29 protein-coding genes and 1 tRNA gene are annotated in these 25302 nt (G+C 64.1%); 3 read left to right on the top strand and 27 right to left on the bottom strand.

Annotation, left to right across the window (positions count from 1 at the left end; all coding sequences use genetic code 11):
- Positions 1–58 precede the first annotated feature (58 nt).
- From ACI3K3_RS05600 to ACI3K3_RS05560, 9 genes are all read right to left on the bottom strand, one after another.
- Positions 59–2017, bottom strand: coding sequence for a potassium transporter Kup (locus ACI3K3_RS05600; RefSeq protein WP_313434200.1), 1959 nt, complete (start codon positions 2015–2017; stop codon positions 59–61).
- A 105-nt stretch (positions 2018–2122) separates the two neighbouring features.
- A complete protein-coding gene (locus tag ACI3K3_RS05595) occupies positions 2123–2815 on the bottom strand; it encodes a tetratricopeptide repeat protein (protein ID WP_404912622.1) in 693 nt (230 codons plus the stop codon).
- Positions 2812–3228, bottom strand: a complete 417-nt coding sequence (locus tag ACI3K3_RS05590; protein ID WP_404912698.1) for a cytochrome c-type biogenesis protein — start codon at positions 3226–3228, stop codon at positions 2812–2814. The genes ACI3K3_RS05595 and ACI3K3_RS05590 overlap by 4 nt, the downstream gene beginning before the upstream one ends.
- Complete coding sequence (locus tag ACI3K3_RS05585) at positions 3228–3812, bottom strand: DsbE family thiol:disulfide interchange protein (protein ID WP_404912621.1); 585 nt, start codon at positions 3810–3812, stop codon at positions 3228–3230. Before ACI3K3_RS05585 ends, ACI3K3_RS05590 begins: the two co-directional genes overlap by 1 nt.
- A complete protein-coding gene (locus tag ACI3K3_RS05580; RefSeq protein ID WP_404912620.1) occupies positions 3809–5842 on the bottom strand; it encodes a heme lyase CcmF/NrfE family subunit in 2034 nt (677 codons plus the stop codon). The genes ACI3K3_RS05585 and ACI3K3_RS05580 overlap by 4 nt, the downstream gene beginning before the upstream one ends.
- A 24-nt stretch (positions 5843–5866) precedes the next feature.
- Positions 5867–6361, bottom strand: coding sequence for a cytochrome c maturation protein CcmE (gene ccmE / locus ACI3K3_RS05575; RefSeq protein WP_404912619.1), 495 nt, complete (start codon positions 6359–6361; stop codon positions 5867–5869).
- A gap of 2 nt (positions 6362–6363) precedes the next feature.
- Positions 6364–6543 carry a hypothetical protein gene (locus tag ACI3K3_RS05570; protein WP_404912618.1) on the bottom strand — a complete coding sequence of 60 codons (180 nt, stop codon included), beginning with the start codon at positions 6541–6543 and terminating at the stop codon, positions 6364–6366.
- Positions 6537–7265: a heme ABC transporter permease CcmC gene (ccmC, locus tag ACI3K3_RS05565; protein ID WP_404912697.1), complete on the bottom strand. Its 729-nt coding sequence runs from the start codon at positions 7263–7265 to the stop codon at positions 6537–6539. The genes ACI3K3_RS05570 and ccmC overlap by 7 nt, the downstream gene beginning before the upstream one ends.
- Positions 7266–7411: 146 nt before the next feature.
- Positions 7412–7488: transfer RNA gene (locus ACI3K3_RS05560), tRNA-His, on the bottom strand.
- A gap of 177 nt (positions 7489–7665) precedes the next feature.
- Between ACI3K3_RS05560 and ACI3K3_RS05555 the strand changes: the two genes are divergently transcribed.
- The gene (locus ACI3K3_RS05555) at positions 7666–8298 is read left to right on the top strand and encodes a prolyl hydroxylase family protein (RefSeq protein WP_404912617.1); all 633 of its coding nucleotides are present in this window, start codon (positions 7666–7668) and stop codon (positions 8296–8298) included.
- Between the two features lie 52 nt (positions 8299–8350).
- On the opposite strand, the gene ACI3K3_RS05550 is transcribed toward ACI3K3_RS05555, so the two are convergent.
- From ACI3K3_RS05550 to ACI3K3_RS05495, 12 genes are all read right to left on the bottom strand, one after another.
- A complete protein-coding gene (locus ACI3K3_RS05550) occupies positions 8351–8935 on the bottom strand; it encodes a superoxide dismutase family protein (protein WP_404912616.1) in 585 nt (194 codons plus the stop codon).
- Between the two features lie 294 nt (positions 8936–9229).
- Entirely contained in the window at positions 9230–9457 is a 228-nt protein-coding gene (gene rpmE, locus ACI3K3_RS05545) for a 50S ribosomal protein L31 (RefSeq protein WP_313434215.1), read from the bottom strand.
- 119 nt (positions 9458–9576) lie between these two features.
- Entirely contained in the window at positions 9577–10029 is a 453-nt protein-coding gene (gene fabZ, locus ACI3K3_RS05540; protein ID WP_313434216.1) for a 3-hydroxyacyl-ACP dehydratase FabZ, read from the bottom strand.
- A gap of 20 nt (positions 10030–10049) precedes the next feature.
- Positions 10050–10652: an OmpH family outer membrane protein gene (locus ACI3K3_RS05535; RefSeq protein ID WP_404912615.1), complete on the bottom strand. Its 603-nt coding sequence runs from the start codon at positions 10650–10652 to the stop codon at positions 10050–10052.
- Entirely contained in the window at positions 10652–13321 is a 2670-nt protein-coding gene (bamA, locus tag ACI3K3_RS05530) for an outer membrane protein assembly factor BamA (RefSeq protein ID WP_404912614.1), read from the bottom strand. Before bamA ends, ACI3K3_RS05535 begins: the two co-directional genes overlap by 1 nt.
- Positions 13322–13478: 157 nt before the next feature.
- Complete coding sequence (rseP, locus tag ACI3K3_RS05525) at positions 13479–14864, bottom strand: RIP metalloprotease RseP (protein WP_404912613.1); 1386 nt, start codon at positions 14862–14864, stop codon at positions 13479–13481.
- Positions 14865–14896: 32 nt separating this feature from the next.
- Positions 14897–16048 carry a 1-deoxy-D-xylulose-5-phosphate reductoisomerase gene (locus ACI3K3_RS05520; protein WP_404912696.1) on the bottom strand — a complete coding sequence of 384 codons (1152 nt, stop codon included), beginning with the start codon at positions 16046–16048 and terminating at the stop codon, positions 14897–14899.
- Positions 16049–16053: 5 nt separating this feature from the next.
- A complete protein-coding gene (locus ACI3K3_RS05515; RefSeq protein ID WP_404912612.1) occupies positions 16054–16827 on the bottom strand; it encodes a phosphatidate cytidylyltransferase in 774 nt (257 codons plus the stop codon).
- Positions 16814–17503 (bottom strand): polyprenyl diphosphate synthase, encoded by a 690-nt coding sequence (gene uppS / locus ACI3K3_RS05510; protein ID WP_404912611.1) that lies wholly within the window; start codon positions 17501–17503, stop codon positions 16814–16816. Before uppS ends, ACI3K3_RS05515 begins: the two co-directional genes overlap by 14 nt.
- Positions 17504–17534: 31 nt before the next feature.
- Positions 17535–18092, bottom strand: coding sequence for a ribosome recycling factor (gene frr, locus ACI3K3_RS05505; RefSeq protein WP_404912610.1), 558 nt, complete (start codon positions 18090–18092; stop codon positions 17535–17537).
- 3 nt (positions 18093–18095) lie between these two features.
- On the bottom strand, positions 18096–18818 hold the full coding sequence (gene pyrH, locus ACI3K3_RS05500) for a UMP kinase (RefSeq protein WP_404912609.1): 723 nt from the start codon (positions 18816–18818) through the stop codon (positions 18096–18098).
- 224 nt (positions 18819–19042) lie between these two features.
- Positions 19043–19480, bottom strand: coding sequence for a winged helix-turn-helix transcriptional regulator (locus ACI3K3_RS05495; RefSeq protein ID WP_404912608.1), 438 nt, complete (start codon positions 19478–19480; stop codon positions 19043–19045).
- A 56-nt stretch (positions 19481–19536) separates the two neighbouring features.
- Between ACI3K3_RS05495 and ACI3K3_RS05490 the strand changes: the two genes are divergently transcribed.
- Positions 19537–20145, top strand: coding sequence for an NAD(P)-dependent oxidoreductase (locus tag ACI3K3_RS05490; RefSeq protein WP_404912607.1), 609 nt, complete (start codon positions 19537–19539; stop codon positions 20143–20145).
- Between the two features lie 92 nt (positions 20146–20237).
- Here the strand turns inward: ACI3K3_RS05490 and tsf are convergent, their stop codons facing one another.
- Positions 20238–21161: a translation elongation factor Ts gene (tsf, locus tag ACI3K3_RS05485; RefSeq protein WP_404912606.1), complete on the bottom strand. Its 924-nt coding sequence runs from the start codon at positions 21159–21161 to the stop codon at positions 20238–20240.
- A gap of 173 nt (positions 21162–21334) precedes the next feature.
- Complete coding sequence (gene rpsB / locus ACI3K3_RS05480) at positions 21335–22093, bottom strand: 30S ribosomal protein S2 (RefSeq protein ID WP_404912605.1); 759 nt, start codon at positions 22091–22093, stop codon at positions 21335–21337.
- Between the two features lie 355 nt (positions 22094–22448).
- Here rpsB and ACI3K3_RS05475 point away from each other — a divergent pair, with 355 nt between their 5' ends.
- Positions 22449–22703, top strand: a complete 255-nt coding sequence (locus tag ACI3K3_RS05475; RefSeq protein WP_404912604.1) for a hypothetical protein — start codon at positions 22449–22451, stop codon at positions 22701–22703.
- Positions 22704–22730: 27 nt separating this feature from the next.
- Here ACI3K3_RS05475 and ACI3K3_RS05470 read toward each other — a convergent pair whose 3' ends face one another.
- The 4 genes from ACI3K3_RS05470 to ACI3K3_RS05455 all read right to left on the bottom strand — a co-directional run bounded on the left by ACI3K3_RS05470 (position 22731) and on the right by ACI3K3_RS05455 (position 25262).
- A complete protein-coding gene (locus tag ACI3K3_RS05470) occupies positions 22731–23204 on the bottom strand; it encodes a hypothetical protein (protein WP_404912603.1) in 474 nt (157 codons plus the stop codon).
- The gene (locus tag ACI3K3_RS05465; RefSeq protein ID WP_404912602.1) at positions 23201–23599 is read right to left on the bottom strand and encodes a hypothetical protein; all 399 of its coding nucleotides are present in this window, start codon (positions 23597–23599) and stop codon (positions 23201–23203) included. The genes ACI3K3_RS05470 and ACI3K3_RS05465 overlap by 4 nt, the downstream gene beginning before the upstream one ends.
- 2 nt (positions 23600–23601) lie before the next feature.
- Positions 23602–24429, bottom strand: coding sequence for a CDP-diacylglycerol--serine O-phosphatidyltransferase (gene pssA, locus ACI3K3_RS05460; protein WP_404912695.1), 828 nt, complete (start codon positions 24427–24429; stop codon positions 23602–23604).
- Positions 24430–24512: 83 nt separating this feature from the next.
- Positions 24513–25262, bottom strand: a complete 750-nt coding sequence (locus tag ACI3K3_RS05455; RefSeq protein ID WP_404912601.1) for a phosphatidylserine decarboxylase — start codon at positions 25260–25262, stop codon at positions 24513–24515.
- Positions 25263–25302 lie beyond the last annotated feature (40 nt).

Raw genomic sequence — 25302 nt, 5'->3', positions numbered from 1 at the left:
TCATGCCAGGTCTTGGCGGCCCCTTAGGGTCAAGAGTCGCCCGCGAACAGCTAAATTTTCAGATTTCCAGCTGGCTGCCCAATTCCACCACGCGGTTGGTGGGCAGGCGGAAGAATTCCATGGCGCTGGCCGCATTGCGCATCATCCAGGCGAACAGCTTTTCGCGCCAGATCGTCATGCCGGGCTTGGCCGACGGCACCAGGGTCTGGCGCGAGAGGAAGAAACTCGTCTTCATCATCTCGAACGGGCCCCCGCACATCTCGGAATGCGCCAGCGCAACGGGTACGTCGGTTTCTTCCATGAAGCCGTAGCGCAGCGTCATGCGATAGAAACCCTGGCCCAGGTCAATCACCGAATAGCGGTCACCCGGTTCGACGTATGGCACGTCCTGCACTTCGACCGTCAGCACCACCACGCGTTCGTGCAGCACCTTGTTGTGCTTGATGTTGTGGAGCAGCGCCGAAGGCACCCCGGCATTGCTGGAGGCCATGAAGATCGCCGTGCCGGGAACGCGCGCAGCCGAACCGTGCGCGCTCTTGGCGAAGACGTTCAGCGGCAGTGCGGCCTCGGTCATGCGATCGCGCATAAGGCGGCGGCCTTTGTTCCAGGTGGTGAGCAAGGTGAAGGCGATGCCGCCGATCAGCAGCGGGAACCAGCCGCCGTCCGGCACCTTGGTGGCGTTGGCCGCGAAATAGGCGCCGTCCACCACGAAGAACGTCACGATCACCGGCACCGCCAGCCACAGCTTCCAGCGCCACAGCACTATCACCAGCACCGCCATGAGGCAGGTGTCGATCAGCATCGCTCCGGTCACCGCGATACCGTAGGCCGAAGCCAGGTTCGACGAGTTCTGGAACACCAGGACCAGCACGATCACGCCGGTCATCAGCGCCCAGTTCACGAAGGGAATGTAGATCTGGCCGACCTCGTGCTCGCTGGTGTGGCGGGTCGAGAGGCGGGGAATGAAGCCCAGCTGCATCGCCTGGTGCGTGATCGAGAAGGCACCGGAAATCACCGCCTGGCTGGCTATGAATGTGGCGCAGGTCGCCAGGATCACCAGCGGCAGGCGCAGATTTTCCGGGGCGAGGTTGAAGAACGGGTTCTTCATCGCTTCGGCGGCGGCGGAATCGTCAAGGCCCAGGATCATCGCCGCCTGGCCGAAGTAGTTGATCAGCAGGCAGGGCATGACCACGCCGAACCACGAGAGGCGCAGCGGTCCACGGCCGAAATGCCCCATGTCCGAATAGAGCGCCTCCGCTCCCGTCACGGCCAGCACGACCGAGCCCAGCGCCAGGAAGCCCAGCACTTTGTCGGTCATGAAGAACTGGATCGCGTACCAGGGATTCAGCGCCACCAGCACCGATGGCATCTGCACGAGATGATAGATGCCCAGGATGGCGAGAACGGCGAAGTAGACCACCATGACCGGCGCGAAAAGCGCGCCGACTTTCGCCGTGCCACTCTTCTGGATCACGAACAGAGCGATCAGCAGGACCAGCGCGATCGGCAGAACCAGCGGCGCGAGCCGCGATTCGACGACGGTGAGGCCTTCGACCGCCGAAAGCACCGAGACCGCCGGCGTGATCATCGAATCGCCGTAGAACAACGAGGTCGCGAAGACGCCCAGCAGGACCACCAGCGGGCCGTAGCGCGACTTGCGGATCACGCCCGAGATCAGCGCCACCAGCGCCAGGCTGCCGCCCTGCCCCTTGTTGTCGGCGCGCATCAGGATGCCGACGTATTGCACCGACACCACCAGCGTCATCGACCAGAAGATCAGGCTGACGACGCCAAGGATGTGCAATTCGTCGATCGCCAGCGGATGCGGGCCGACGAAGGTTTCGCGAAAGGCATAGAGCGGGCTGGTGCCGATGTCGCCGAACACCACGCCCACCGCGCCCAGCGCGAGCTTGGTGATGTTTCCGGAACCATGTGCACCTGCAACCGGGGTCTTTCGCCCGGTCGCCGGATCGATCACCGTCGGGACGCCATTCGTGTCCGAACCTGTATCACTCATTCCAGCGCCCCGTTATGGCTTTGCCGCGTCGACATTTCGCCCCCGCAACAAGCGCCCGCCGTTAGCAGCATGAAATGAGCCTAGCAACGGGCGTTCGCCCCAGGTTCATCGAGGCCCGGTCATCGAAGAGGGATTTATCCCCTCCGATCCGGCCGTCTCGGGCGCTGGAGACTGGCTCGCCACGAAGGCATCCAGCCGCTGGAGCTGCTGCTCCAGAGCGCCCCGCCAATCCGCATCTTTCGGCGCCCTTTCCAGCAGACCGGCCCAAATCGCGCGCGCCTCCTCCAATCGTCCGGACTGCGCCATGCCAAGGCCGAGGAAAAAGGGCGGCGCCGGCGCTTTCGGGTCGGCTTCGCCCGCCCGTCGATAGGCGTAGAGCGCCGGGGCCGTCAGAACGCCTTCCGCATGCGCTACCAATACGTTGCCCAGCGCTACCCAAGCCTCCGAATCCTTGGGATCGTCCTCGATCGCCCCGCGCAGGAGCTGTGCCGCATCGAGATAATGCCCGTTTCGGGCCAGCCCGTCGGAAATGATCACCCAGTGATTGGTGGTGGGGATTCCCTCTCCCCTCAGCCTGCCGCGTGCCTCGACGAAGAACTGCCCCATTTCCGGGTTCTGCGCTTCGCTTGCCGGCTTCGGCGCGCCCGCCTCGCTCGGCCGGCCTTGCGCGGCATAGCCCGCGACCCCCAGCATCAGTGCCGCTGCCACCGCTTCCCTGCCACCCTTGGGAGCCTTGAACAGGAAGCATATCGCCAGGAAGGCAAGGATCGCCAGCAGCGCTACGAAAATCCAGGTCATCGCGCATCTCCCCGGCGGAAGCGCTTGCGCAGCAGCAGCACCGCCAGCCCCAGCAGGAAGATCGGCGCGGCGAAGAGCGGCCAGGTCAGCGTGGTCAGCTGCGGAGCGTAACTGACGTAGTCGCCATAACGCTCGACCAGCCAGCCGCGAATGGCCTCGGGTTCCTCCCCCGCGGCAATGCGTTCGCGCACCAGCGAGCGCATGGAACCGGCGATGGGCGCATCCGAATCGGCGATCGACTGGCCCTGGCATTGCAGGCAACGCAGGGTTTCCATCAGCGCCCGCGCCTCTTGCTCCTTTGCCGGATCGTCGAGCTGGCGATAGGCGAATGGCGCGGTCGATTGCTCTTCCTGGGCATGGGCAGCCGGCACCAGGAGCGCCAGCGCGAACAGGAAAGCGCCCGGAACTCGCATCACTGCGACGCCTCCTGCAGTTTCTCCAGGATCATCGCGACATGCTCCGGCCTGATCTCGCCGATGTGCTGGTAGCGGATCACGCCCTTCCCATCGATCACATAGGTTTCCGGCACGCCGGAGGATCCCAGCGCAAGCTGCACCTTGCCGTCGTCATCCGCACCGATACGCTGGTAGGGATCGCCGTTTTCCTTGAGAAATCCCGCCAGCGCCTCTTCGCTATCGCGCACGGAAATGCCTTCGATCGGCACCCCTGCACCGGCCAGGGCGGCAAGTTGGGGCGCCTCCACCCGGCAGGGGATACACCAGGAAGCGAAAATGTTGACCAGATGCGGCTTGCCGGTGGCGATGTCCCCGGTTTTCAGCCCGGGCCTGGCAGGCAACGCGGGCGGCAGGGCAAAGCGCGGCATCGGCTTGCCCACCAGAGTGCTCGCGACCGTCCTGTCCGCGGGACGATAGAGCCCGATCGTCACCAGCGTGACGAAGGCCAGGAAAAAGGCCAGCGGCAGCCATATCGCCCATCTCGGCGCCTTGGGAGCGGGCGGCTTTGGAGCGGGCGGCTGGGCACGGGGCGCGTCGCTCATGGCTGCTCTTCCGATTTCATGTCGTCCAGTTCCGCCAGGCGACCGCGACGATAGGCGATCTTCTCGCGCGCGAAAATGCGCCGCAAGTCGCTGGCGACCCGTCCCGCCAGGGCAAGCAGGCCGCCAAGCGCAATCAGTATACCGCCAAGCCAGATCAGCGGAACGAAAGGCTTCCACCAGAGACGCAGCTGCCAGCGACTGGGCTTATCCTTAGGGCCTGCCTGGGCCTGGGCCTGGGCCTGGGCCTGGGCCTTGGCGTCCGCCTCCCCGCCCAGCACCGCGTAAAGCTGACCGTTCCAGCGCGTAAGCAGTGCCGATTCGCTGGTCTGCTGCGGCGGCGCCCAGAAATTGCGCGACTGCGGATCGAGTTCCACGACTTTGCCGTAATCGCCATAGCGCACCAGCAGCCGTGCCTCCAGCGCGGTCCAGTTCGGCCCCGCAACCGGAGCGACGGTATCCAGCTTGACCTGCCACGGCCCCACCGTGGTGGCTTCGCCGGTCCTGATCGCCACCAGCTTCTCAATGGAAAATGCGCTTTCGCAACTCATGCCGAACAGCGAGACGGCGATCCCGAAGTGCGCGATCACCATGCCCCAGATCGGCAAGGGCGTGCGCCGCAGGTTGCGCCCCTTCAGCGGCAGCACGCTGGCCCAGCCGAGCCCCAGCGACAGTGCGAAACCGAGCGTAGGCAACAAGGCCACTCCGCCGATCGCAACCATCGCGATCAGGCCCGCGCCCACCAGCATCGCGGGTATGACGAGGTGCCGGCTGATACGCGGCAGCGAATCCCGCCGCCAACGCAGCAGCGGGCCAACTGCGAGGACCACCAGCATGGGCACCGCGAAAAGCGCGCTCATGGGATTGAAGTAGGGCGGCCCCACCGAGACTTTCGCGCCTGTCGCTTCCGCAACCAGCGGATAGAGCGTGCCGAACAGCACGATGCCCAGGATTGCCGAGAGCATGACGTTGTTGAAGACCAGCGCACCCTCGCGGCTGACAAGGGCAAAGCGCTCGCCTTCGGTGACGGTGCCCGCGCGCAGGGCGAAAAGCGTCAGCGCCCCGCCGATGTTGATCGCCAGCAGCGCCAGGATGAAAGAGCCGCGCTCCGGGTCCACGGCGAAGGCGTGGACGCTGGTCAGGATGCCCGAGCGCACCAGGAACGTGCCGATCATCGACATCGAGAACGCCACGACGCCCAGCATGATCGTCCAGGCCCGCAAGGCATCGCGAGAGGCCAGGACGCTTACGGAATGCAGCAGTGCGGTGGCCGCCAGCCACGGCATCAGCGAGGCATTCTCCACCGGATCCCAGAACCACCAGCCGCCCCAGCCCAGCTCGTAATAGGCCCAATAGGAGCCTGCGGTGATCCCCAGGGTCAGGAAAATCCAGGCGCCGAGCACCCAGGGTCGCATCGCGCGGGCGAAGGCCGGCCCGACCTGCCGGGTCACCAGCGCGCCGATGGCGAAGCTGAAGGCCACTGACAGGCCCACGTAGCCGAGGTAAAGCGTGGGCGGATGGAACGCGAGCCCCATATCCTGAAGCAGCGGATTGAGCCCGTTGCCTTCTTCGGGAACCGGAAACAGCCGCTCGAAGGGGTTCGAAGCGATCAGGAGAAATGCATAGAACCCCAGGCTGACGAAAGCCTGGCCCGCCAGGGTGGCCAGCATCGTCCGTTCCGGCAATCGTCGTTCGACCAGGCCCAGGAAGCCGCCCGACATCCCCATCACCGTGACCCAGAGCAGCATCGAGCCTTCATGGTTGCCCCAGGCTCCCGCGATCTTGAAGACCAGCGGCTTGAGCGAATGGGAATTCATCGCCACCAGCTTCACCGAAAGGTCGGTCGTCGCGAAGACCAGGATCAGGCAGAGGAAGGCGAGCGTTGCCAGCACGCCCTGCACCACGGCCACGGGGCGCACGATACCGGCCAGCGAGGCTCCGCGTCCGGTCAGCGCCAGGGCGCCCGAGACGAGTTGAAGCCCTGCCAGCGCCGCCGCCAGCCAAAGCGAAGCAAGTCCGAGTTCGGCGATCATGGCGCCCCATTCATTTCGTGCAGCTCATTTCGTCTCGCGCATGACCTGCTCGGCCTGTTCCCTGCTCATGTCCTTCATCTCGCGCGGCACATAGTTCTCATCATGCTTGGCCAGGAGATTGTCCGCCTCGAATACGCCCTCGGCGCTCATGTGCCCCTCCGCCACGACGCCCGAGCCTTCGACGAAAAGCGACGGCACGATGCCCTTGAACCGCACTGGAACCCGCGCCTTGCCGTCCTCTACGACGAAAGCGATCGTCACGCCGTCAGCCTCGGTCCGGAGCGAGCCTTGCGCCACCATCCCGCCCAGCCGCACGGCTCGGCCCGGCGCGGGCGGTTGCGCCGCGATCTCGGCCGGAACGTAGAAGTAACTGGCCTGGTTGCGCAGCGCCCATGCCGCCAGTAGCCCAGCGCCGATCAGCACGACCAGCGCCACCACGAGCAGCACCAGTCGCTGATGCTTGGCCTTTATGCGGCCTGTCCGATTGTCGCCTGCCCGGTTGTCTGATGCCTGTGCCATGCTCAGCGCCGCCTGGCTTCATCGCGGCGCTTTTCCGCCCGGCGCATGGTGTAGAGCGACCACAGCACCATGGCTGCCGTTGCGCCAAGGCCCACCACGTAGGCGGCGACCACGAAGGCCCAGGGATCCATTGCCTCACGCCAGTTCAGGTCCGCCGTCATGGCCCGGATTTCGTTCACCATGCGTCGCTCGATGCCTTGCGCCGCAGGCGTGCTTCGGCCTGCTGGTCGGCAAGAATGGCTCGCATCCGGGCGAGCACGCAGCCCGCAAACAGCAGTGTGAAACCCAGCGTCGCCAGCAGCAGCGGCCAGAGGAATGCCCCGGCCATAGCCGACTTGCCCACGGTGATGCTGGGCGCCTGGTGCTGGCTGTTCCACCAGATCACCGAATAGTGGATGATGGGAATGTTCACGGCGCCGACCAGGCCGAAGATGGCCGGAGCGCGGTTCTCTCCGCCCTCGGCGGAATCGCTGGCCTGCGAAAGGGCAATCCACCCGAAATAGAGGAACAGCAGCACCAGCATGCTGGTCAATCGACCGTCCCACACCCACCAGGTGCCCCAAGCCGGGCGCCCCCATAGCGAGCCCGTCACTAGGCAGACGGCGGTGAACACCGCGCCGGGCACCGCGCAGGCCCGCGCCGCTATGCCGGCCAGCGGGTGCCGCCAGACGAGTTCGGTAAAGCTGGCCGCCGCAATGCCCATCCATCCCGCCATGCCCAGCCAGGCCGCCGGAACATGCAGATAGACGATTCGCACGGTTTCACCCTGGAGACGTTCGGCCGGACCGAAGAACAGCCCCCAGCCCAGTGCGCCGAACGCCAGGACGAATCCGGCGCCCATGCAAAGGGGCATCAGCCATCGGGCGATGCGCAGGAAACGGGCAGGATTGGCAAAGCCGTGCATGGTGAAGGATGCTTCTATCGCGCGCAGGACAAGGAGCAAGTGGCCTACGTCAAAGCATCGCGATTTACACCCCGCAAACGCCCAAGGCATGGCAAGGTCACGAGAAAACCGCACCGCGATGATATCTGGAATGTCAGGGTGAGAAGTGGGGCGACTGATGGGGTTCGAACCCACGACCTCCGGTACCACAAACCGGCGCTCTAACCAACTGAGCTACAGTCGCCACGGGAAACGCATGCTGGATCGCATTTTCGCTTCCGAAGCCCGCTCCGTTCGCCGTGTCGCGATCGGTGCGGAGGGCGCCCTTTGCACAAGGTTGGGCGACTTGGAAAGCAAAAAATTCGATCAGACCGAAACTCGCGTGATTTTCTCGCCGCGGGCGCATCGCTAAGGTCGCCGGATGACGGCTCCAGGCGAATCATCTGCTGACACCCTGCTCTCGCATCCCGGCGTGAAGCGCTTCCCCTCCTCGCGGCTGGACCTCTTCGTTCTTCGCGATTTTCTTTCGGACTCCGAATGCGAAACCTTGCTGGCGATGATCGAGGCGCAGCACCGCCCCTCCACGATCGCGAACTACAACGGCGATGATGCCTTCCGCACCAGTTCCACTTGCGACCTGGATAGAGGAGACCCCGCCGTGGCCGAACTGGCGAACCGGCTGGCCGCCCTGTCCGGCATAGACATCGCCCATGCCGAACCGCTTCAGGGGCAGCGCTACGAGGCCGGCCAGGAGTTCAAGGCGCATACCGACTACTTCGAGCCCAACAACGCCGATTACGAGAAATACTGCACCGTCTCGGGGCAGCGGACCTGGACCTTCATGGTCTATCTCAACAATGTCGAGGCTGGCGGCGCAACTCGTTTCAAGGTGATCGACAAGCTCATCCAGCCCGAGCGCGGCAAGCTGGTCGCCTGGAACAATCGCCGGCCCGACGGAACGCTCAACGGCGCGACGCTCCATCACGCCATGAAGGTGCGCAAGGGGTACAAGTACGTCATCACCCAGTGGTACCGGGAGCGGCCTTGGGGATGAACCGGAAGAGGCTGTACCGGAAGAGATTTGGACCTCTTCCGGTACATGCGCTTCACTTCGGCGCGCTGATCACCGCGCAGGCGATTCGACCACCGGCATTGCCGGCCGGCTGGCTGGTGTAATCATCGGGATCGGCATGGATCACAAGCGCGGTGCCGTCTGCGTCTGCCAGCGACTTGATCCCGGCGCCCAGCGTCACGCCGGTGTTGAGAACCTGCGCCTTCAGCACGCCGTCGGCGCCGACATGCTGGTTCGGCATGTCGCCGCCGTGGGGACCGCCCATGACCATCAGGCCATGCTTGTGATCGCCGCCGGTGAAGTGTCCGCCTGCGGTCGTGAATTTCTGCGCGGGCTCGCAAATGCCCTTTTCGTGGAAGTGGAAGCCGTGGTCTCCGGCCGGAATGCCCTTGAGGTCGGTGGTCACGAGTACGCCGGCGGGCGTGTCCTGAAGCTTTGCCGTCCCCAGAGCCTTGCCGTCGAGACCCACGACCTTGGCAACGATCGACGGCGCTTCGACCGGAGCCGACGCCGGAGCCGCAGATGCAGTGGTTCCCTGCGCCTGCACTTGGCCCGCGAGAGCGCCGATGCCCAAAAGCGAAGCACTACAAGCGGTCAGGATACGGAAATTACGGTTCATTGCGCTTCTCCATCTGCGAGCCGGCGCGCCGGCTTATGCCTCGATCTCACATCGAACCTCGGTGAGGACTTGCCTTGAGAGGTTCGCGGCGACTGTCCCTTAACGAAACCGACCGGAATAGGCTGCGAATTTTCGACGTTACGCCAAGGACATCGCACAGCGACGGGGTTGCTCGCAAGGCTGCACCCCATCTTCGCGAGACTGCGCGAGGAAAAGCGATGCGAACGGTGCTGCGGGCAACAAAAAAGGCGGTCCGCAAGGACCGCCTTCTTCGTGTTCGCGAACCTGTTTCGCTCAGTTCTTCTTGAGCGACAGACCACCGAAACGCTTGTTGAACTGGGCAACGCGGCCGCCGTCCTGCAGCTGTGCCTTGCCGCCGGTCCAGGCCGGGTGCGACGTGGGATCGATGTCGAGAACGAGCGTGTCGCCTTCCGAGCCCCAGGTCGAGCGGGTCTGGAAGGTCGAGCCGTCGGTCATCTGGACGGTGATCGTGTGGTAGTCGGGATGCGTATCGGCCTTCATGTCGTATCTCTCTTCGCATATGGCCGGTTCCGACCGGCCTGCTTGGGAAAGCGGCGCCCTTACATCGATGACCCCGAAAAAGCAAGGGTTAAGCGCAGAGCGCCCGCCTCTCCGGATTGTCAGGCGTCCGCGATCATCGCGGTGAAGTTCACTTCGCAGGTCACCTTGTCGCCGATCGAAGCCTTGCCCCAGAACTTGCAGACGCGCGAGCGCTTCTGGACGAAGCCGGCCCGCAGGTCGAGCAGGTTGCCCGGGGTCACGGGGTTGCGGAACTTCGCTTCCTCGATCGCCATGAAGTAAACCAGCTTGCCGGTCCCCGCGAGACCCAGCGATTCGATCGCCAGGATACCCGCGGCCTGCGCCAGCGCCTCGATCTGAAGCACGCCGGGCATGATCGGACGGCCGGGGAAGTGCCCCTGGAAGAAGCCTTCGTTGAAGCTCACGGCCTTGACCGCGTGGATCTCGTTCTCATCGAACGAGACCACACGGTCTACCAGCAGCATCGGATAGCGATGCGGCAGGGCCGCGAGGATCTTCGCGGTGTCGTATACCAGCTCGGTCGGCTCGCTCATGGCCTTGCCCGTCGCTGCTCTTAGCGGCCCGAAGCCGCCGGTGCCGGCTGCTGCTGCTGAGCCGGAGCGGTCGTGTTGATCGTGGTGAGCGCACCGTTGAGGGCGGTCAGCACGTCGGTGGTGATGTCCAGCGACGGATCGTAGGCCAGCGTCTGGCCCATTTCGACCAGCATGTTGGCGCCGCGCTTCTGCATCGCCGGCTTGTAGAGGTTCTGGAGCTGCGCCTGGATCTGCTGGCCGATGTAGGCCTGGTTGCGCTGGAGCTGCTGCTGCTGGCCCTGGAGTTCCTGGCCGGCCTGCTGTTCCTTCTGCTGGTAAGCCTGGATGCGGGTCTGCAGCGCGGCGTCCGGCTGCTTGCCGTTCAGCGCCTTGACGGCAGTTTCAAGGCCCTGAGCTTCGGGCTGAAGCGAGGTCTGGAGCTGGTTGCGGCGCGCCTCGAAGGTCTGGATCTGCTGTTGCAGGGCCTGGTTGGCGGTCTTGCAAGCGTTGCACTCGCGGGCGACGCGGTCGAGATCGACCACGGCCACCTTCGACGCGGGCACGGCCTGGGCCAGCGCAGGCTGGGCCAGTGCGACAAACGCCAGGCCCGAGGCCAGAGCGGCGGACTTGAGAAGCATGTTCATCAGAATTGAGTTCCCACGTTGAAAGTGAAGGTCTTGGTACGGTCGCCGTCATACTTGAGCAGCGCCTTGGAGATGTCGATACGGAACGGGCCGAAAGGCGAGTTCCAGTTCACGCCGAAACCGACGGCAACACGCGGCTTCCAGGTGTTGCCGAGGAAACGTTCGGTGAAGTTGTTGTACGAGCCGATCGGATCATTTGCTCCGCCCGTGACGGTATTGGTCGCGCTCGTGGTTGTCGTCTGCGTGCCGTCCGCAGCCGTCTGGGTATAAAGCTGGTTCCCGCTGTTATCACGCGAACCCACGAAGCAGCCGCGGGGATCGGTCGTATCGGGAGCGTGGCACTGGTTCAGCACCGGCGACTTGATCGCCCATACCGCGCCTGCATCGACGAAGATCGAGGGCCGCAGCCCCATCTCCCTTGCGCCGGAGCCCAGCGGGATCTCCAGTTCGGCACGGCTCATGTAGTAATAGCGGCCGCCCAGCGCGTCGTCGGTATCCTGCCCTTCGACTGTGTAATTACCATCGGAATCCGCGGTGTAATACTGACGGACCACGCGAGGACCGACACCGCGAATGCCGAAGCCGCGGATTTGCGGTTCGCCCAGGTAGAAGCGGTCGGTAAGGCGAATATCGTCGCCGCCCCAGCCCTTGATCAGGCCGCCCTCACCCTGGATCGAGAAGATGAAGCCCTTGCCCAGCGGCCAATACTTCGCCGCATTGCCGCGCAGACGGTAGTAATTCACGTCGCCGCCAAGGCCAGCCAGATCGAAGTTCACGGACACCGTCTCACCGCGCGTCGGACGCATGCGGTTGTCGAGGTTGTCATAGATCAGCGACCCGCCAAGAATCGAACTCAGCCGCTTGCCGATGGCATCGCACAGATAGCGGCCGGCGCGGATGGGATCGCAAGCGTATTCGCCGTTGTCATTGACCGAGTAATAGGTGCTCTTGTCCAGCGAAACGTCGTCGTAGTTGAGCGTATAGCGCGCGATCGCCGTCAGGTATTCGGTCAGCGGCACGCCGGCGCGGATCTGGAAGCCGGTGGTCGACTGTTCGTAAGTCGTGTTGCGGCTGGAATTGGCGAAGTTGAAGCTGTTGTAGTCGCGCCGATAGATATCGACGCCCAGCGACACGTTCTTGTCGAACAGGTAAGGCTCGACGAAGCTCGCCTCGACCGACTTCGAATAGGACGAATAGCTGCCCGAAAGGCCGACTGTCTGGCCGCGGCCGCGGAAGTTGCGCTGGCGGATCGAGGCCTGGAAGATGAAGCGTTCGAGGCTGGAGAAACCGGCCGAGAGCTGGAGTTCGCCGGTGGGCTTCTCCTCGACGTTGGCTTCGAGAGCGATGCGATCGTCGGCGGTGCCGGGCTTCTGCTCGACTTCGAACTTCTCCTGGAAGTAACCGAGCGACTTGATGCGGTTGGTCGAGCGCTTGACCTGCAGAGAGTTGAACGCATCACCCTCCGCAAGGCGGAACTCGCGGCGGATGACCTTGTCCTGCGTCAGCGTATTGCCGTTGATGTCGATCTTCTCGACATAGACGCGCGGGGCCTCCTGGATCACGAAGGTCAACCCCATGGTGAGGTTTTCCTTGTCGCGATCGTACTGCGGGCGCACGTCGGCGAAAGCATAGCCGAAGGCACCGGCGGTGTCGTTCAGGCTTTCGATCGTGTCTTCGACCAGCTTCGCGTCGTACCAGTCGCCCTTGTGGATCGCGAGGTTCTTCGCCAGCTTTTCGCCGTCGAAGTCGCGCAGCTGGCTCTCCACCTTCACGTCGCCGAACTTGTAGCGTTTGCCTTCTTCCACCACGTAGGTGATGATGAAGTCTTTCTTGTCCGGCGTCAGCTCGGCCACGGCCGACACCACGCGGAAATCGGCATAGCCCTGCGTCAGGTAGAACTGGCGCAGCTTCTGCTGGTCGAAGGCCATGCGGTCGGGATCGTAGCTGGTGCCCGAGCTGAACAGGCGCGTGAAGCGGGCCTGCTTGGTGACCATCTGGCCGCGCAGTTCGCCGTCCGAAAACTGCTCGTTGCCGATGATGTTGATCTGCCGGACCTTGGACTTGTCGCCCTCGGTGATCTCGAACACGATGTCGACGCGGTTCTGGTCGAGCATGACCATCTTCGGCTCGACGGTCGCCGCGTAACGGCCCTGGCGCTTGTACAGTTCGATGATGCGGGCCACGTCGGCGCGGATCTTGGAGCGCGTGAAGATCTGGCGCGGAGAAACCTTGATCTCCGGCAGAATCTTGTCGTCCTTGATGCGCTTGTTGCCTTCGAGGATGATGCGGTTGACGACCGGGTTTTCCTTGACCTGAATGGTCACGACGCCCTTGTCGTTGCTGACCTGCACGTCGGAGAACAGCTCCGTGGCGTAGAGATCCTTCAGCGCGGCGTCGCCCGAAGCCTTGGTATAGGTTTGCCCGACGCGGAGCTGGATGTAGGACAGCACGGTCTGCGGCTCAAGGCGCTCGGCGCCGGTGACCTGGATCGTCTGGATCGTTTCGCCCGCTTCGACTGCCGGCGCAGCAACTGGGGCCGGAGCCGTGGCTGCGTCCTGCGCGAAAGCCACACCGGGGGCGCCCGCAAGGATCGTCGTCCCCAAGAGCACTGCTGCAAGGTGCGGCGCACGGCGAGCGTCAGTGCTGCGGCCCATTTCCAATCCGATCATTCTACGCAAATTCCTGTATTCGCTTTCGCGAGGACTTCGACCGACCCGCCAGGCTGCCCGTCATGACGACGGGCAATCGCGCCCATCTGCCCGATGGACGACGTCCAATCAAGCAGCCAATCCCGGCGGAAATGTGATGGTTGACGAATTCTCCAGGCTATCCCCCGAAAATCGGGAGCGATGCCAGATCGTTGACAGTCACGAACAGCATCAAGGCTAGCACGAGTGCCACCCCGGTGCGGATCGCCCATTCCTGACTGCGCAGTCCCAGCGGCTTACGGCGAACCAGTTCGGCCGCGTAGAAAGCCAGGTGCCCGCCGTCGAGGCCAGGAATTGGCAGGAGATTGATGAATGCCAAGTTAATCGAGATCATCGCCACGAAACCGACGAAAGGCTCCCAACCCAGCGAGAATTGTTCGCCCGAATACTTGGCGATTTTGATCGGCCCGCCCAGCTCGCGCACCGAGCGGTCGCCAGTCACGATCTGGCGGATCCCGGTCACGATGGTGCCCATGAGAGCGAAGCTGCGATCCACGCCGATGCCCAGCGCTTCCACCGGGCCTACCGGCTCCAGCCTTCCGAATCCGGACTGCACGCCGATCCGGCCGACGGTTGCCTTGTTGCCCTTCTCGTCCTCTTGGATGGCGGAGCCGATGGTCATCGGCAGGACATGGGCCTGACCATCCCGCATCACGGTGATCGTGGTGCTGGCGCCCGCCTTGGGCATGATCAGCGGGGGCACTTCACGGAAGCTGTTGATCGACGTCTCGCCGACCGCCACGATGCGATCTCCGATCTTCATGCCTGCCTGCTCGGCCGGAGAATCGCTGGTGAAGCCGCTGACCACCGGCACCGCGAAGTCCACGCCGAGATCACCGATCCGCGCCTTGTTGCCGAAATCGTCGCTCACTTCCTCATTGGCGAGGGTGACGGGCAGAACGACGGAACGGCCATCGCGTTCGACCACGAGTTCCACGGCCTTGCCCGGATAATAGACGGTGCGCTCGGGAATGTCGGTGACGCTGTCGATCCGGTTGCCATCGATGGCGACAATATGATCGCCGACTTCCACGCCGGCCGCCTTGGCTGCGGAGGTTTCCGAGAAGCCCACCACTTCGGCATCCGCGATCAGCCGACCATGGGCATAGACGAAGCCCGCCAGGATGAGCACGCAGAGCACGAAGTTCGTAAGCGGCCCGGCGAACACGATCAGCGCGCGCTGCCACAACGGCTTGACGTGGAAGGTCATGGCGCGCTCTTCGGCAGAAAGGCCATCTTCCGCCGCGCTCGGTGCCGAGGCAGGGTTCATGTCGCCCGCGAACTGCACGTAACCGCCCAGCGGCAACATCGACAGCTTCCAGCGCGTGCCGCGCTTGTCGGTCCAGCCGGCGATCTCCTTGCCGAAGCCGATCGAGAAGGCATCTGCCTTCACGCCGAACAGCCGCCCCACCAGATAGTGGCCCAGCTCATGGATCAGCACGAGCGGTCCCAGCACCAGCAGGAATGCGAAAATCGTCGTCAGCAGGTTGGGCGATGCGGTCACTATTCAGGGAATCCTCTTCGGACCGCGTATCGTTACGCAGTCCCGGCCAGCATGCTTGCCCTTGCTCGCGCCTCGCCGTCAACCGCAAGTACGTCCGACAGGCTTGCGGGCGCGGGCGGAGCGTAGGCGCCGAGCACGTCCTCTACTTGCGCGGCGATGCGCGTGAAGGGGATCTGGCCGCCCAGGAAAGCAGCCACGGCCACTTCATTGGCGGCATTGAGGACGGCGGGAATGCCGCCGCCCGCCTCTGCCGCCTCACGCGCGAGACGGGTTGCCGGAAAGCGCACCTCGTCGGGCTTGCGGAAGGTCAGTTCGCCGATTTCGGCCAGGTCCAGCGGCGCGCAGGGCGTGTTCATCCGCTCCGGCCAGGCGAGCGCCGAGGCGATCGGCACGCGCATGTCGGAGGGGCCGAGCTGTGCCAGTGTCGACCCGTCGCGATACTCGACCATGGAGTGGACCACCGACTGCGGGTGGACGATGATGCGCAAGCGGTCGAGACCGACCGGGAACAGGTAATGGGCCTCGATCAGTTCCAGGCCCTTATTGAACATCGTTGCCGAATCGACGCTGATCTTGGCGCCCATGTCCCAGTTGGGATGCTTGATCGCCTGGGCGGGCGTCGCGAGCGTCAGCTTGTCGAGCGACCAGTCGCGGAACGGGCCGCCGCTGGCGGTGAGCGTGATCCAGCGGACATGATCGAGGCTATTGCCCTGAAGGCACTGGAAGATCGCGTTGTGCTCGGAATCGATCGGCAGCAGCGTGGCGCCGTGGCGTTCGACCGCGGCCGTCATCACCTCGCCTGCCGAGACCAGCGCCTCCTTGTTGGCGAGCGCGATCACGCCGCCCTGCTCGATCGCCGCCATCGTCGGCGCCAGGCCTGCGCAGCCGACGATCGCCGCGACCGTCACGTCGGCTCCGCGCGACGCCGCCTCGATCAGCGCGACAGCGCCGCCTGCGACTTCGATGCCGCGCCCGGCGAGAGCCTCGCGCAGTTCGGGGAGGCGCGCCTCATCGGCAACGACGGCAAGCTCGGCCGAAAATTCAATCGCCAGCTTCGCCAGTTCGGGCACGTTGCCATTGGCGGTCAGCGCGACGACGCGCCAATCGGCCGGATTGCGGCGAACGAGGTCCAGCGTCGATGCGCCGATGGAGCCGGTGGCTCCGAGAACGGAAATGGTGCGCATAATCGTCATCGTGGCTGGAAAAGGATCATCAGCCCTAGCACGAAAAGCACGGCCAGCAAGCCGTCGAGACGGTCGAAGAAACCGCCGTGCCCAGGGATGAAGTTACCGGAGTCCTTAACGCCCGCCCGGCGCTTCATCCAGCTTTCGAAGAAATCGCCGGCCTGTGCGCAGACCGCCACGAGGATGCCGATCATGAGACAGATCGCAAAAAGCGGCAGCGGATTGGCGGTGAGATACCAGCAGGGCTGCATGCCGAAGCACGCCGGTCCGTCGGCGGCATTGCCCTGCGGCTGGACCGAAAGCAGCCCTTCCTGCCAGAACCGCGCCGCACCGAACAGCACCAGCGTGGCGCCCAGCACCCCGCCCAGCAGGCCGGACCAGGTCTTCGACGGGCTGATCGACGGCGCGATCTTGGGCCCACCCAGGCTGCGCCCGGTGAAATAGGCGCCAACGTCCACGCCGATCACGGCAAGCAGGATCGTCAGTAGGGGCGCCAGGCTGAAGGCCGGATTGCGCAGGAACAGCAGCATGGCCGCCGCAATACCGACGTAGAGCATGCCGCCGAAGTTGAACGCCGCGCGCTCTCCAGGATGCTGCGTGCCCGCCCGCGCCAACCGGGTCCATTCCCACAGCACGCCCAGCGCCACGGCGCAGACGAAAGCCGTCCAGACCACCCCGCCCAGCCACAGTGCGCCGCCAGCCACGACGAGCATGACCGCCGCAGAAACCGTGCGCACCCCAAGGTCGGCGTTCTTCCTCGTGGGATCAGCGTCCGCCATAGCGTCGCTCGCGAGAGGTGAAGTCTTCGAGGGCTTCCCGCAGATGCTCGGCGGTGAAATCGGGCCAGAGCACTTCGGTGAACATCATTTCGGCATAGGCCGCCTGCCAGAGCAGGAAATTCGACAGCCGCACTTCGCCCGACGTGCGGATCAGCAGGTCGAGCGGCGGCAGGTCGGCGGTATCCAGCTCCAACGCGATCGTTTCGGGCGTGATCGGCCCTTTCGCCGCCGCCCTGGTGGCCGCGCGGGCGATCTCGTCCTGCGAACCGTAGTTGAGCGCCACCGCGAGTGTCGTGCCGGTATTGGCAGCGGTCTTCGCCACCGCGCCTTCGATCAGTTCGACGACGTCGGGCTTGAAGGCTTTGTAATCGCCGATGATCTTGAGGCGCACACCGGCCGCAGCGAACTCATCGAGGTCCGAGAGGATGAAGCGCTTCATCAGGCTCATGAGGTCGGAAACCTCATCCTCGGGCCGGCGCCAGTTCTCGGTGGAGAAGGCATAGAGCGTCAGCGCCTCCAGGCCCATCTCGCGTGCGCCGCGCACGACGCGGCGCACGGCTTCGACGCCGCGCTGGTGGCCCAGCGCACGCGGCAGATGGCGCTTCTTCGCCCAGCGCCCGTTGCCATCCATGATGATGGCAACGTGGCGCGCGGAAACGGGTTCGCTCTTGGCCATCAGGCGTTCCTCGAATCGGGGCCCAGTGGCCTCACTTGCCGAGGATTTCCTTTTCTTTGGCGCTGAACACATCATCAAGCTGCTTGATCATGTCGTCGGTCAGCTTCTGGACTTCGGTTTCGCCGCGCTTGCGGTCGTCTTCCGAGATTTCCTTCTTCTTCTCGTCGGCCTTGAGGTTCTCGATACCGTCGCGGCGCACGTTGCGCACGGCGACGCGGGCCTTCTCGGCATAGGAGCTGGCAAGCTTGGCCAGTTCCTTGCGGCGCTCCTCGGTCAGGTCGGGAATCGGCAGGCGCAGCGTGTTGCCGTCGTTGATCGGGTTGAGGCCGAGACCGGCCGAGCGGATCGCCTTTTCCACCGGACCGATATTCGTCTTGTCCCACACCTGCACCGAAAGCATGCGCGGCTCGGGCGCCGAGATCGTCGCGACCTGGGTGATCGGGGTGTTGGCGCCGTAGACGGTGACCATGATCGGCTCCAGCAGCGCGGTGTTGGCGCGGCCGGTGCGCAGGCCCGAAAGATCGTGCTTCAGCGCTTCGATCGCACCGGTCATGCGGCGTTCGAGGTCCGCCTTGTCATACTTGGCCATGTGTCAGGCTCCTTTCTGGACGACCGTCTTGGTGCCGCCGCCCGCGAGAACGGTGGCAAGATTGCCCTTCTCGCGGATCGAGAACACGACGATCGGGATTGAGTTGTCGCGGCACAGCGCCACGGCGGAAGCGTCCATCACCTTCAGGTTGTCGGCAAGGACGGTATCGTAATCGACCGAATCGTAACGCTTGGCGTCCGGGTTGGTCTTGGGGTCGCTGTCGTAGACGCCGTCAACGCTCGTGCCCTTTAACAGGGCATCGCAGCGCATTTCGGCAGCGCGCAGAGCGGCGCCCGAATCGGTGGTGAAATAGGGCGCGCCGACACCGGCGGCGAAGATCACGACGCGGCCCTTTTCAAGATGGCGTTCGGCGCGGCGGCGGATCACCGGCTCGCAGACCTGGTCCATCTGCACGGCGGACTGCACGCGCGTTTCGACGCCGAGCTGCTCCAGCGCGTTCTGCATCGCCAGGGCGTTCATGACGGTGGCCAGCATGCCCATGTAGTCGGCCTGCGCGCGGTCCATGCCGCGCGCTGCGCCGGCCATGCCGCGGAAAATGTTGCCGCCGCCGATGACGAGGCAGATCTCCAGGCCGGTTTCCTTGGCGGCCTTCACTTCCTTGGCAAGCTCGGCGACGAATTCGGGATCGATCCCGAACTGCTGGCTTCCCATCAAGACTTCGCCCGACAGCTTGAGAAGGACGCGCTTGTAGGGGGAAGAACTCATGGCCGCACAATCTCCTCTGGGCACTTTGCCCAATTCCAGGCCGCCCGGCTTTAGGAGCGCAGGGGCGGCTTGCCAAGGGGCGAGCTTGTGGAAGAGCGCGGCCGAGCGGCCCGATACTTCGGACTACCCTTTCCGAGGTAGCGCAGCCGCCGTCGCAGACCGGCCGATCGCCAAGGTGCGGACGTCGCGGAAGACCGACCCATGCTTCCCCGAAGTCGCTCATCTTAGAGAGATAATGCCGCCAGCTCCCGCTCCCTCAGATCGTAGGAAATCTGCGACCGGGCGACCTCGGCCATGCGGCGCTCCGCCCAGTCGATCATGGCCTGAAGCGCATCGAGCAGTTCGCGGCCCAGCGGCGTGATCGCGTAGCCGACCGTTACCGGAACCGTCGGCACGACATGGCGCGTAACCAGCCCATCCCGCTCCAGCGAACGCAGCGTCTGGCTGAGCATCTTTTGCGAGATGCCCTCGATATGCCGCTTCAGGGCATTGAAACGCATCTCTCCGCTACCCGTGCCTAGCGTCGTCAGGATCAGCACACTCCACTTGTCGGCAACGCGGTCGAGCAACTGCCTGGTCGGACAATTGGCCGCATAGACGTCCGGCGTCCTCTGCGGGGTTTCCTCGGGGTAACCCGGTGCGATGAAAGTGCCTTCTTGCATAGACGCACTCCATGACACACCTGGTCACTATTGGAAACCGATGGAGAATTCTCGTAATGAAAATCGCAGTCCTAGGCGCCAGCGGCCGTGCCGGATCCGAAATAACCAAGGAAGCCGCCGCGCGCGGTCATGAAGTTCTCGCCATCGCACGCAACCCCGAGAAGATCGCCGCCGCACCCGGCGTAACGGCACAGGCAGGCGACGCCTCCGACCCCACAGCGCTGAGCGCGCTCATCTCCGGCAGCGATGCCGTCATCAGCGCCCTGCATTTCGACGTTCCGGCCGAAACCGTGCTCTCCGCGATCCGCAAGGCCAGCGTCCCGCGTCTTCTCATCACCGGCGGCGCAGCCAGCCTTGAGGTCGCGCCCGGCCAGCGGCTCATCGATTCGCCCGATTTCCCCGAAGAATGGAAGCCTTTCGCGGTGGGCGGCATCACCTTCCTCGACGCGCTGAAGCAGGTCGATGACATCGACTGGACCTTCTTCTCCCCCGCCGCCCTGATCTTCGAAGGCCCGCGCACCGGCACCTATCGCCCGGGCACCGACCAACTCGTTACCGACGATGCGGGTGAGAGCAAGATCAGCTTCGCCGACTATGCCATCGCCATGATCGACGAACTGGAAGTCCACAAGCACAGTCGCGCGCGCTTCACCGCCGCCTACTGAAGACGCGAGCAGGCATGGAAAAAGGGCCGGGAAGCCATAGCTTCCCGGCCCTTTTCTTATTGCGGTATCCCGTGAAGGATCAGCCCCGGGAATCAGCCAGCGACAGCAGCAGCCACTTCGGCCGCGAAGTCGGTGACTTCCTTCTCGATGCCTTCACCGAGCTGGAAGCGAACGTAGTCCTTCAGCACGATCTTTGCACCGGCTTCCTTGCCGGCCTGGTCGACGACCTGCTGGATCGGGGTCTTGTTGTCCATGACGAAGACCTGCGAGAGCAGAGCGTTTTCCTTGGCGTACTTGGCGATCGCGCCTTCGACCATCTTCGCCTGCACGGCTTCGGGCTTGCCCGATTCGGCAGCCTTTTCCTGGGCGATCTTACGCTCGCGCTCGATCAGCTCGGCGTCGAGATCGTCGGCGTTGAGGGCCAGCGGGAAGGCAGCTGCGATGTGCATCGCGATCTGCTTGCCGAGCGCTTCGAGAACGTCAGCCGAAGCTTCCGATTCGAGAGCGACCAGAACGCCGATCTTGCCGAGGTTGGGCGCGGCGGCGTTGTGCATGTAGGGAACGACGAGGCCCTGAGCGACTTCGACCGTCTTCAGGCGGCGAACCTGCTGGTTCTCACCGATGGTCGCCACGTTGTTGGTCAGCGCGTCGCCGACGGTGCCGCCGGTCGGGTAGGCAGCAGCCTTGAGCGCTTCCACGTCGTCACCCGAAACGCCGAGAGCGACTTCGGTGGTATTGCGGACGAAATCCTGGAACTGGTCGTTCTTCGCAACGAAGTCGGTTTCCGAGTTCACTTCGACGGCCACGCCGCGGGTGCCGGTAACGGCAACGCCGACCAGACCTTCGGCAGCCGTGCGGCTGGACTTCTTGGCGGCAGCAGCCAGACCGCGAGCGCGCAGCGCGTCGACGGCGGCTTCGAGATCGCCACCGGTTTCGTCCAGGGCCTTCTTGCAGTCCATCATGCCGGCGCCGGTGCGCTCGCGCAGGTTCTTCACGTCAGCGGCGGTGTAAGCCATCGCTCAAATCCTTTTGCTTGGTGGAGCCACGTTCCATGGCCTTAAAATTTGCAGGGCCGTACAGTGGCCCAAAAATTCACCGGGTCGCACAGCGGCCCAAAAATTAACGCGCGCCAGGCCCATTGGACCCGGCGCGCGACAATTCCATGACGAAAGAGTCGTCGCCGGACCTATCAGGCCTCGACAGCAGCTTCTTCGGCAACCGGCACGTCCATGGCGCCGATGTCGGCACCGCTGTTGACGATCGCGTCACGGCCACCCTTGGTGGCTGCCTGGGCGACGGCTTCGCAGTACAGGCGCACGGCGCGGCTGGCGTCGTCGTTACCCGGGATCGGGAACGAGATGCCCTGCGGGTTGACGTTGGTGTCGAGCACGGCGACGACCGGGATGCCGAGGACGTTGGCTTCCTTGATGGCCAGCTCTTCCTTGTTGGCGTCGATCACGAACATCACGTCCGGGATGCCGCCCATGTCGCGGATACCGCCGAGCGACAGCTCAAGCTTGTCGCGCTCACGGGTGAGCTGAAGGACTTCCTTCTTGGTCAGACCGGCGGTGTCGCCAGCAAGCTGCTCTTCAAGAGCCTTGAAGCGCTTGATCGAACCCGAGATCGTCTTCCAGTTGGTGAGCATGCCGCCCAGCCAGCGGTGGTTGACGAAGTGCTGACCGCAGGCGCGGGCGGCCTGGGCGATCGGCTCCTGAGCCTGGCGCTTGGTGCCGACGAACAGCACCTTGCCGCCGGCCTGGACGGTGGCCGAGATGAACTCGAGCGCACGGGCCATCAGGGGCACGGTCTGCGACAGGTCGATGATGTGGATGCCGTTGCGCGCGCCGAAGATGTACGGCTTCATGCGCGGGTTCCAGCGGTGGGTCTGGTGACCGAAGTGTGCGCCGGCTTCGATGAGCTGCGACATGGTGACGACGGGAGCCGCCATAAGATAATTCCTTCCGGTTTGAGCCTCTGAAAAGCAGGAACCAGGCGGAGCTTGATCGCGACCGCCAAGGCACCGGTATGTGCGCTTTCCATGTGGATTGCCCGAATCGGCCGATATCGCGAATTCGATATGGTGTTTTCGAGCGGGGCCGCCCTTAGCGCCGTTTCGAGCAATTGACCAGCCCCAATCCGGCGTTCGGACGAGGCAACTCGTCGCTAACACCCTTCACTTCCCGAATCCGGGGGAAACATGGGGCCTTTGCAGGGTTTTCCACAGAGTAGTCCCAAGGGCCGACAGCCCCGAAGACGTCCCAGCTTCAACGCCTGAGGGGATGGCAAGAACAAGGATTCAATCGATGAGTGTCGTTTCATCCATCCTGTTCGGCATCGGCGCTACAATCGCGCTCATGACGATCTGGACCAGCTACAGAACCGCCCTTCCCGCGTTTCGACGGCTGAAACGACAGATTGAAGCATCGGCCAATCCGGTCTGTGTCCGCAAGGGAGAGGCCCTTGGCCAGCGACTACCTCCCGCGCGCGCAAATGCGCGTCGACACCATCCTCGTTCGCTGAGCCCGGCATTGCGCCGTATCGAAAACCGCGCTGCCTGACGCGGGTCGCCGGCTGCCTAGTCACGATCAATGAAGCCGGCGCGATCCTTCCAGGCCGAAGGCTTGGTCGATCTTCCTGTCATCGGCTTCGACACCGGAAGAAACGACATCTTCAAGCAGGTCGCTTGTGTGATCGATGATCGCCTGCATCTGAATGATCGCCTCTGCAATCGCTGCCGCTGAACGGCACGATGGCATCAGGTCCACGATGATGACCAGCCCGTGTTGGGCGTCCACCGAAAAACGGCAGCCGAGGAGGCGGTCATGTAGCCGGGCAAGCGTGATGCACAAGGCCGCACCGGGCTCGACCTCTTCGAGCACGAGGCCCTTGATCTGGATCCAGTCGTCCACGCCGAACACGGACCAGACGCTGCCCGTGTCCTGATCGGTCAACACCAGTTCGGACGAATCGATCTCCTCAACGTCGAACTCGTTGTCGCTGCACCACTCGTCCAACCCGCCAAGATCCGCGAGGAACCCGCCTTCAGGCACGCCGCTCATGTTGGATAATGCCCCTTAATAACGACGGCCTGCAGAAATTCCGCGCACATCGACCGGACCGATTTCCGCTTGACAGCAGAAGAACAAATTGAGAACAACCAGATCACAGGAACATTAATAGAACGATTCTGGATTTTCCACAAGCTCTCCACAGGGCTGGAGGCATTCGGATCCGCGTAAGCGCTGGATGTCGGTTCGAAAGGGAATGTCATGACTGTCTTCGCCGCCTGCCTCTTCGCCATGGCTGCACTCGTCGCAGCCCAGATCATAGCTTCAAGCTGGCTGCGCCATGCCGGGGCTGCGCGGATGCTGTCGAAGCAGCTTCGCGCGTGCACCGATTCCATGACGCTCGACTGGAAGGCGGCGGAGCGCGTGCCGATGCCCGCGCTTTCCATGCTCAGAAAGGACCGTCTGCTTCGCTCGCGCCGTCATCTCCAGTGGAACGTGACCCAGGGGAATACGGCGTGGAATGTGGCGGAACGTCCCGGTCTTGAATGGCCCGAGCGTGGCGCTGAGATCGCCGCCTGACTTTCGCATAAGTGACGATGCCGATCGGTATCAGCACGATATAGGCGATCGTGATCACTGCCAGCGTGAACCACGGTTCGGTCAGCAAGGCGGCCACGGTCAGTCCCACCAGTGCAATGACGCCAAGACGCAGGCTGGGCGGCGGCCGCATTCGCGACCAGCTGAGCGAGGGCAGGCTGGAGATCATCAGAAACGCGATCATCACCATCCAGATGCTGACGGCGACGGGATTCGTGAATACCGACAGTCCGGTGGCGATCCAGAGATACATCGGCAGGAATGCCAGCCCTGCCCCGACAGGCGCAGGAACGCCGGTCAGGAAGCCGGCCTGCTTGTGCGGCTGATCAAGCTCGTCGAGGCGAGAGTTGAAGCGCGCCAGGCGCAGCACGCAGCAGATCGCGAAGGCAAGCGCCGCGATCCAGCCCATGCTCGGAAGCTGATGAAGCGTCCACAGATAGACGATCAGAGCCGGAGCGACCCCGAACGAGATCGAGTCGGCAAGGCTGTCCAGTTCGGCGCCGAAACGCGTCTGGGCCTTCAGCAGACGCGCAGCGCGACCGTCGATGCCGTCGAGCAGGCCGGCCAGGATGATGGCCTGAACGGCGCGCTCGTAATCCCCGCCGATGGCGAAACGGATGCCGGTCAAGCCGGAGCAGAGCGCCGCTGCCGTAATGGCATTGGGTACGAAAACACGCATCGGCAGCCCACCGGCGATGCGGCGGCGTCCGGGGGAGGACTCGCTCCCTGCCGTGCCGCCCTCGATGCCGCCGGGCTCGCCGGTCACTGCGAGATACCCTCGATCACGGGCGCCGATCCCAGTTCCGCCAGCACCGTTTCACCGGCGACGATCCGCTGGCCCATCAGCACCTTCGGTTCGGTTCCAGCCGGCAGATAGACGTCGACGCGGCTGCCGAAGCGGATCAGGCCGATGCGCTGGCCCGAGGCGATCATGTCGCCAGGCTTGACGAAAGGAACGATACGGCGGGCCACCAGGCCGGCGATCTGCGTGAAGCAGACGCGCAGGCCATCGCCACGCTCGACCAGGATATGCTGGCGTTCGTTCTCCTCGCTCGCCTTGTCGAGGTCTGCATTGAGGAACTTGCCGGGAATGTAGATCACCCGACGTATGGTGCCGCCGATGGGGCTGCGGTTGATGTGAACGTCGAAGACGCTCATGAAAATCGAGATCCGGGTCACCGGCTCGGTCGACATCGGCTGCGAGCCGCTGCCGTCCTCTACCGTCAGCTCCCGCGGAGGCGCGACCTTGCCGATCAACGTCACCAGGCCATCGGCAGGTGCCACGATGTAGCGGTCGTCCTGCGGCGTCACGCGAACGGGGTCGCGGAAGAAGGCAAGGACGCAGTAAGTGAGCAGAGCGAGCGGCAGGCCTACCAGCGGACCGAATGCGATCCAGCCTACCAGCGCGACGGCACCGGCGATGGCGCCGAACTTGCGACCTTCCGGGTGAATGGAAGGCCAGCTCCAGGACGCTTCGCCGCGTCCCTGATTGTCGAGAATTTCTCCGGGCATCACCGTCCTCTAGTCACTGTCCACCGCCCCCGCAATGCCG

Source organism: Novosphingobium sp. ZW T3_23 (assembly GCF_044987305.1).
Taxonomy (GTDB): Bacteria; Pseudomonadota; Alphaproteobacteria; order Sphingomonadales; family Sphingomonadaceae; genus Novosphingobium.
The sequence above is the reverse complement of the archived record's forward strand: the minus strand, read 5'-3'. Positions and strand labels throughout refer to the sequence as shown.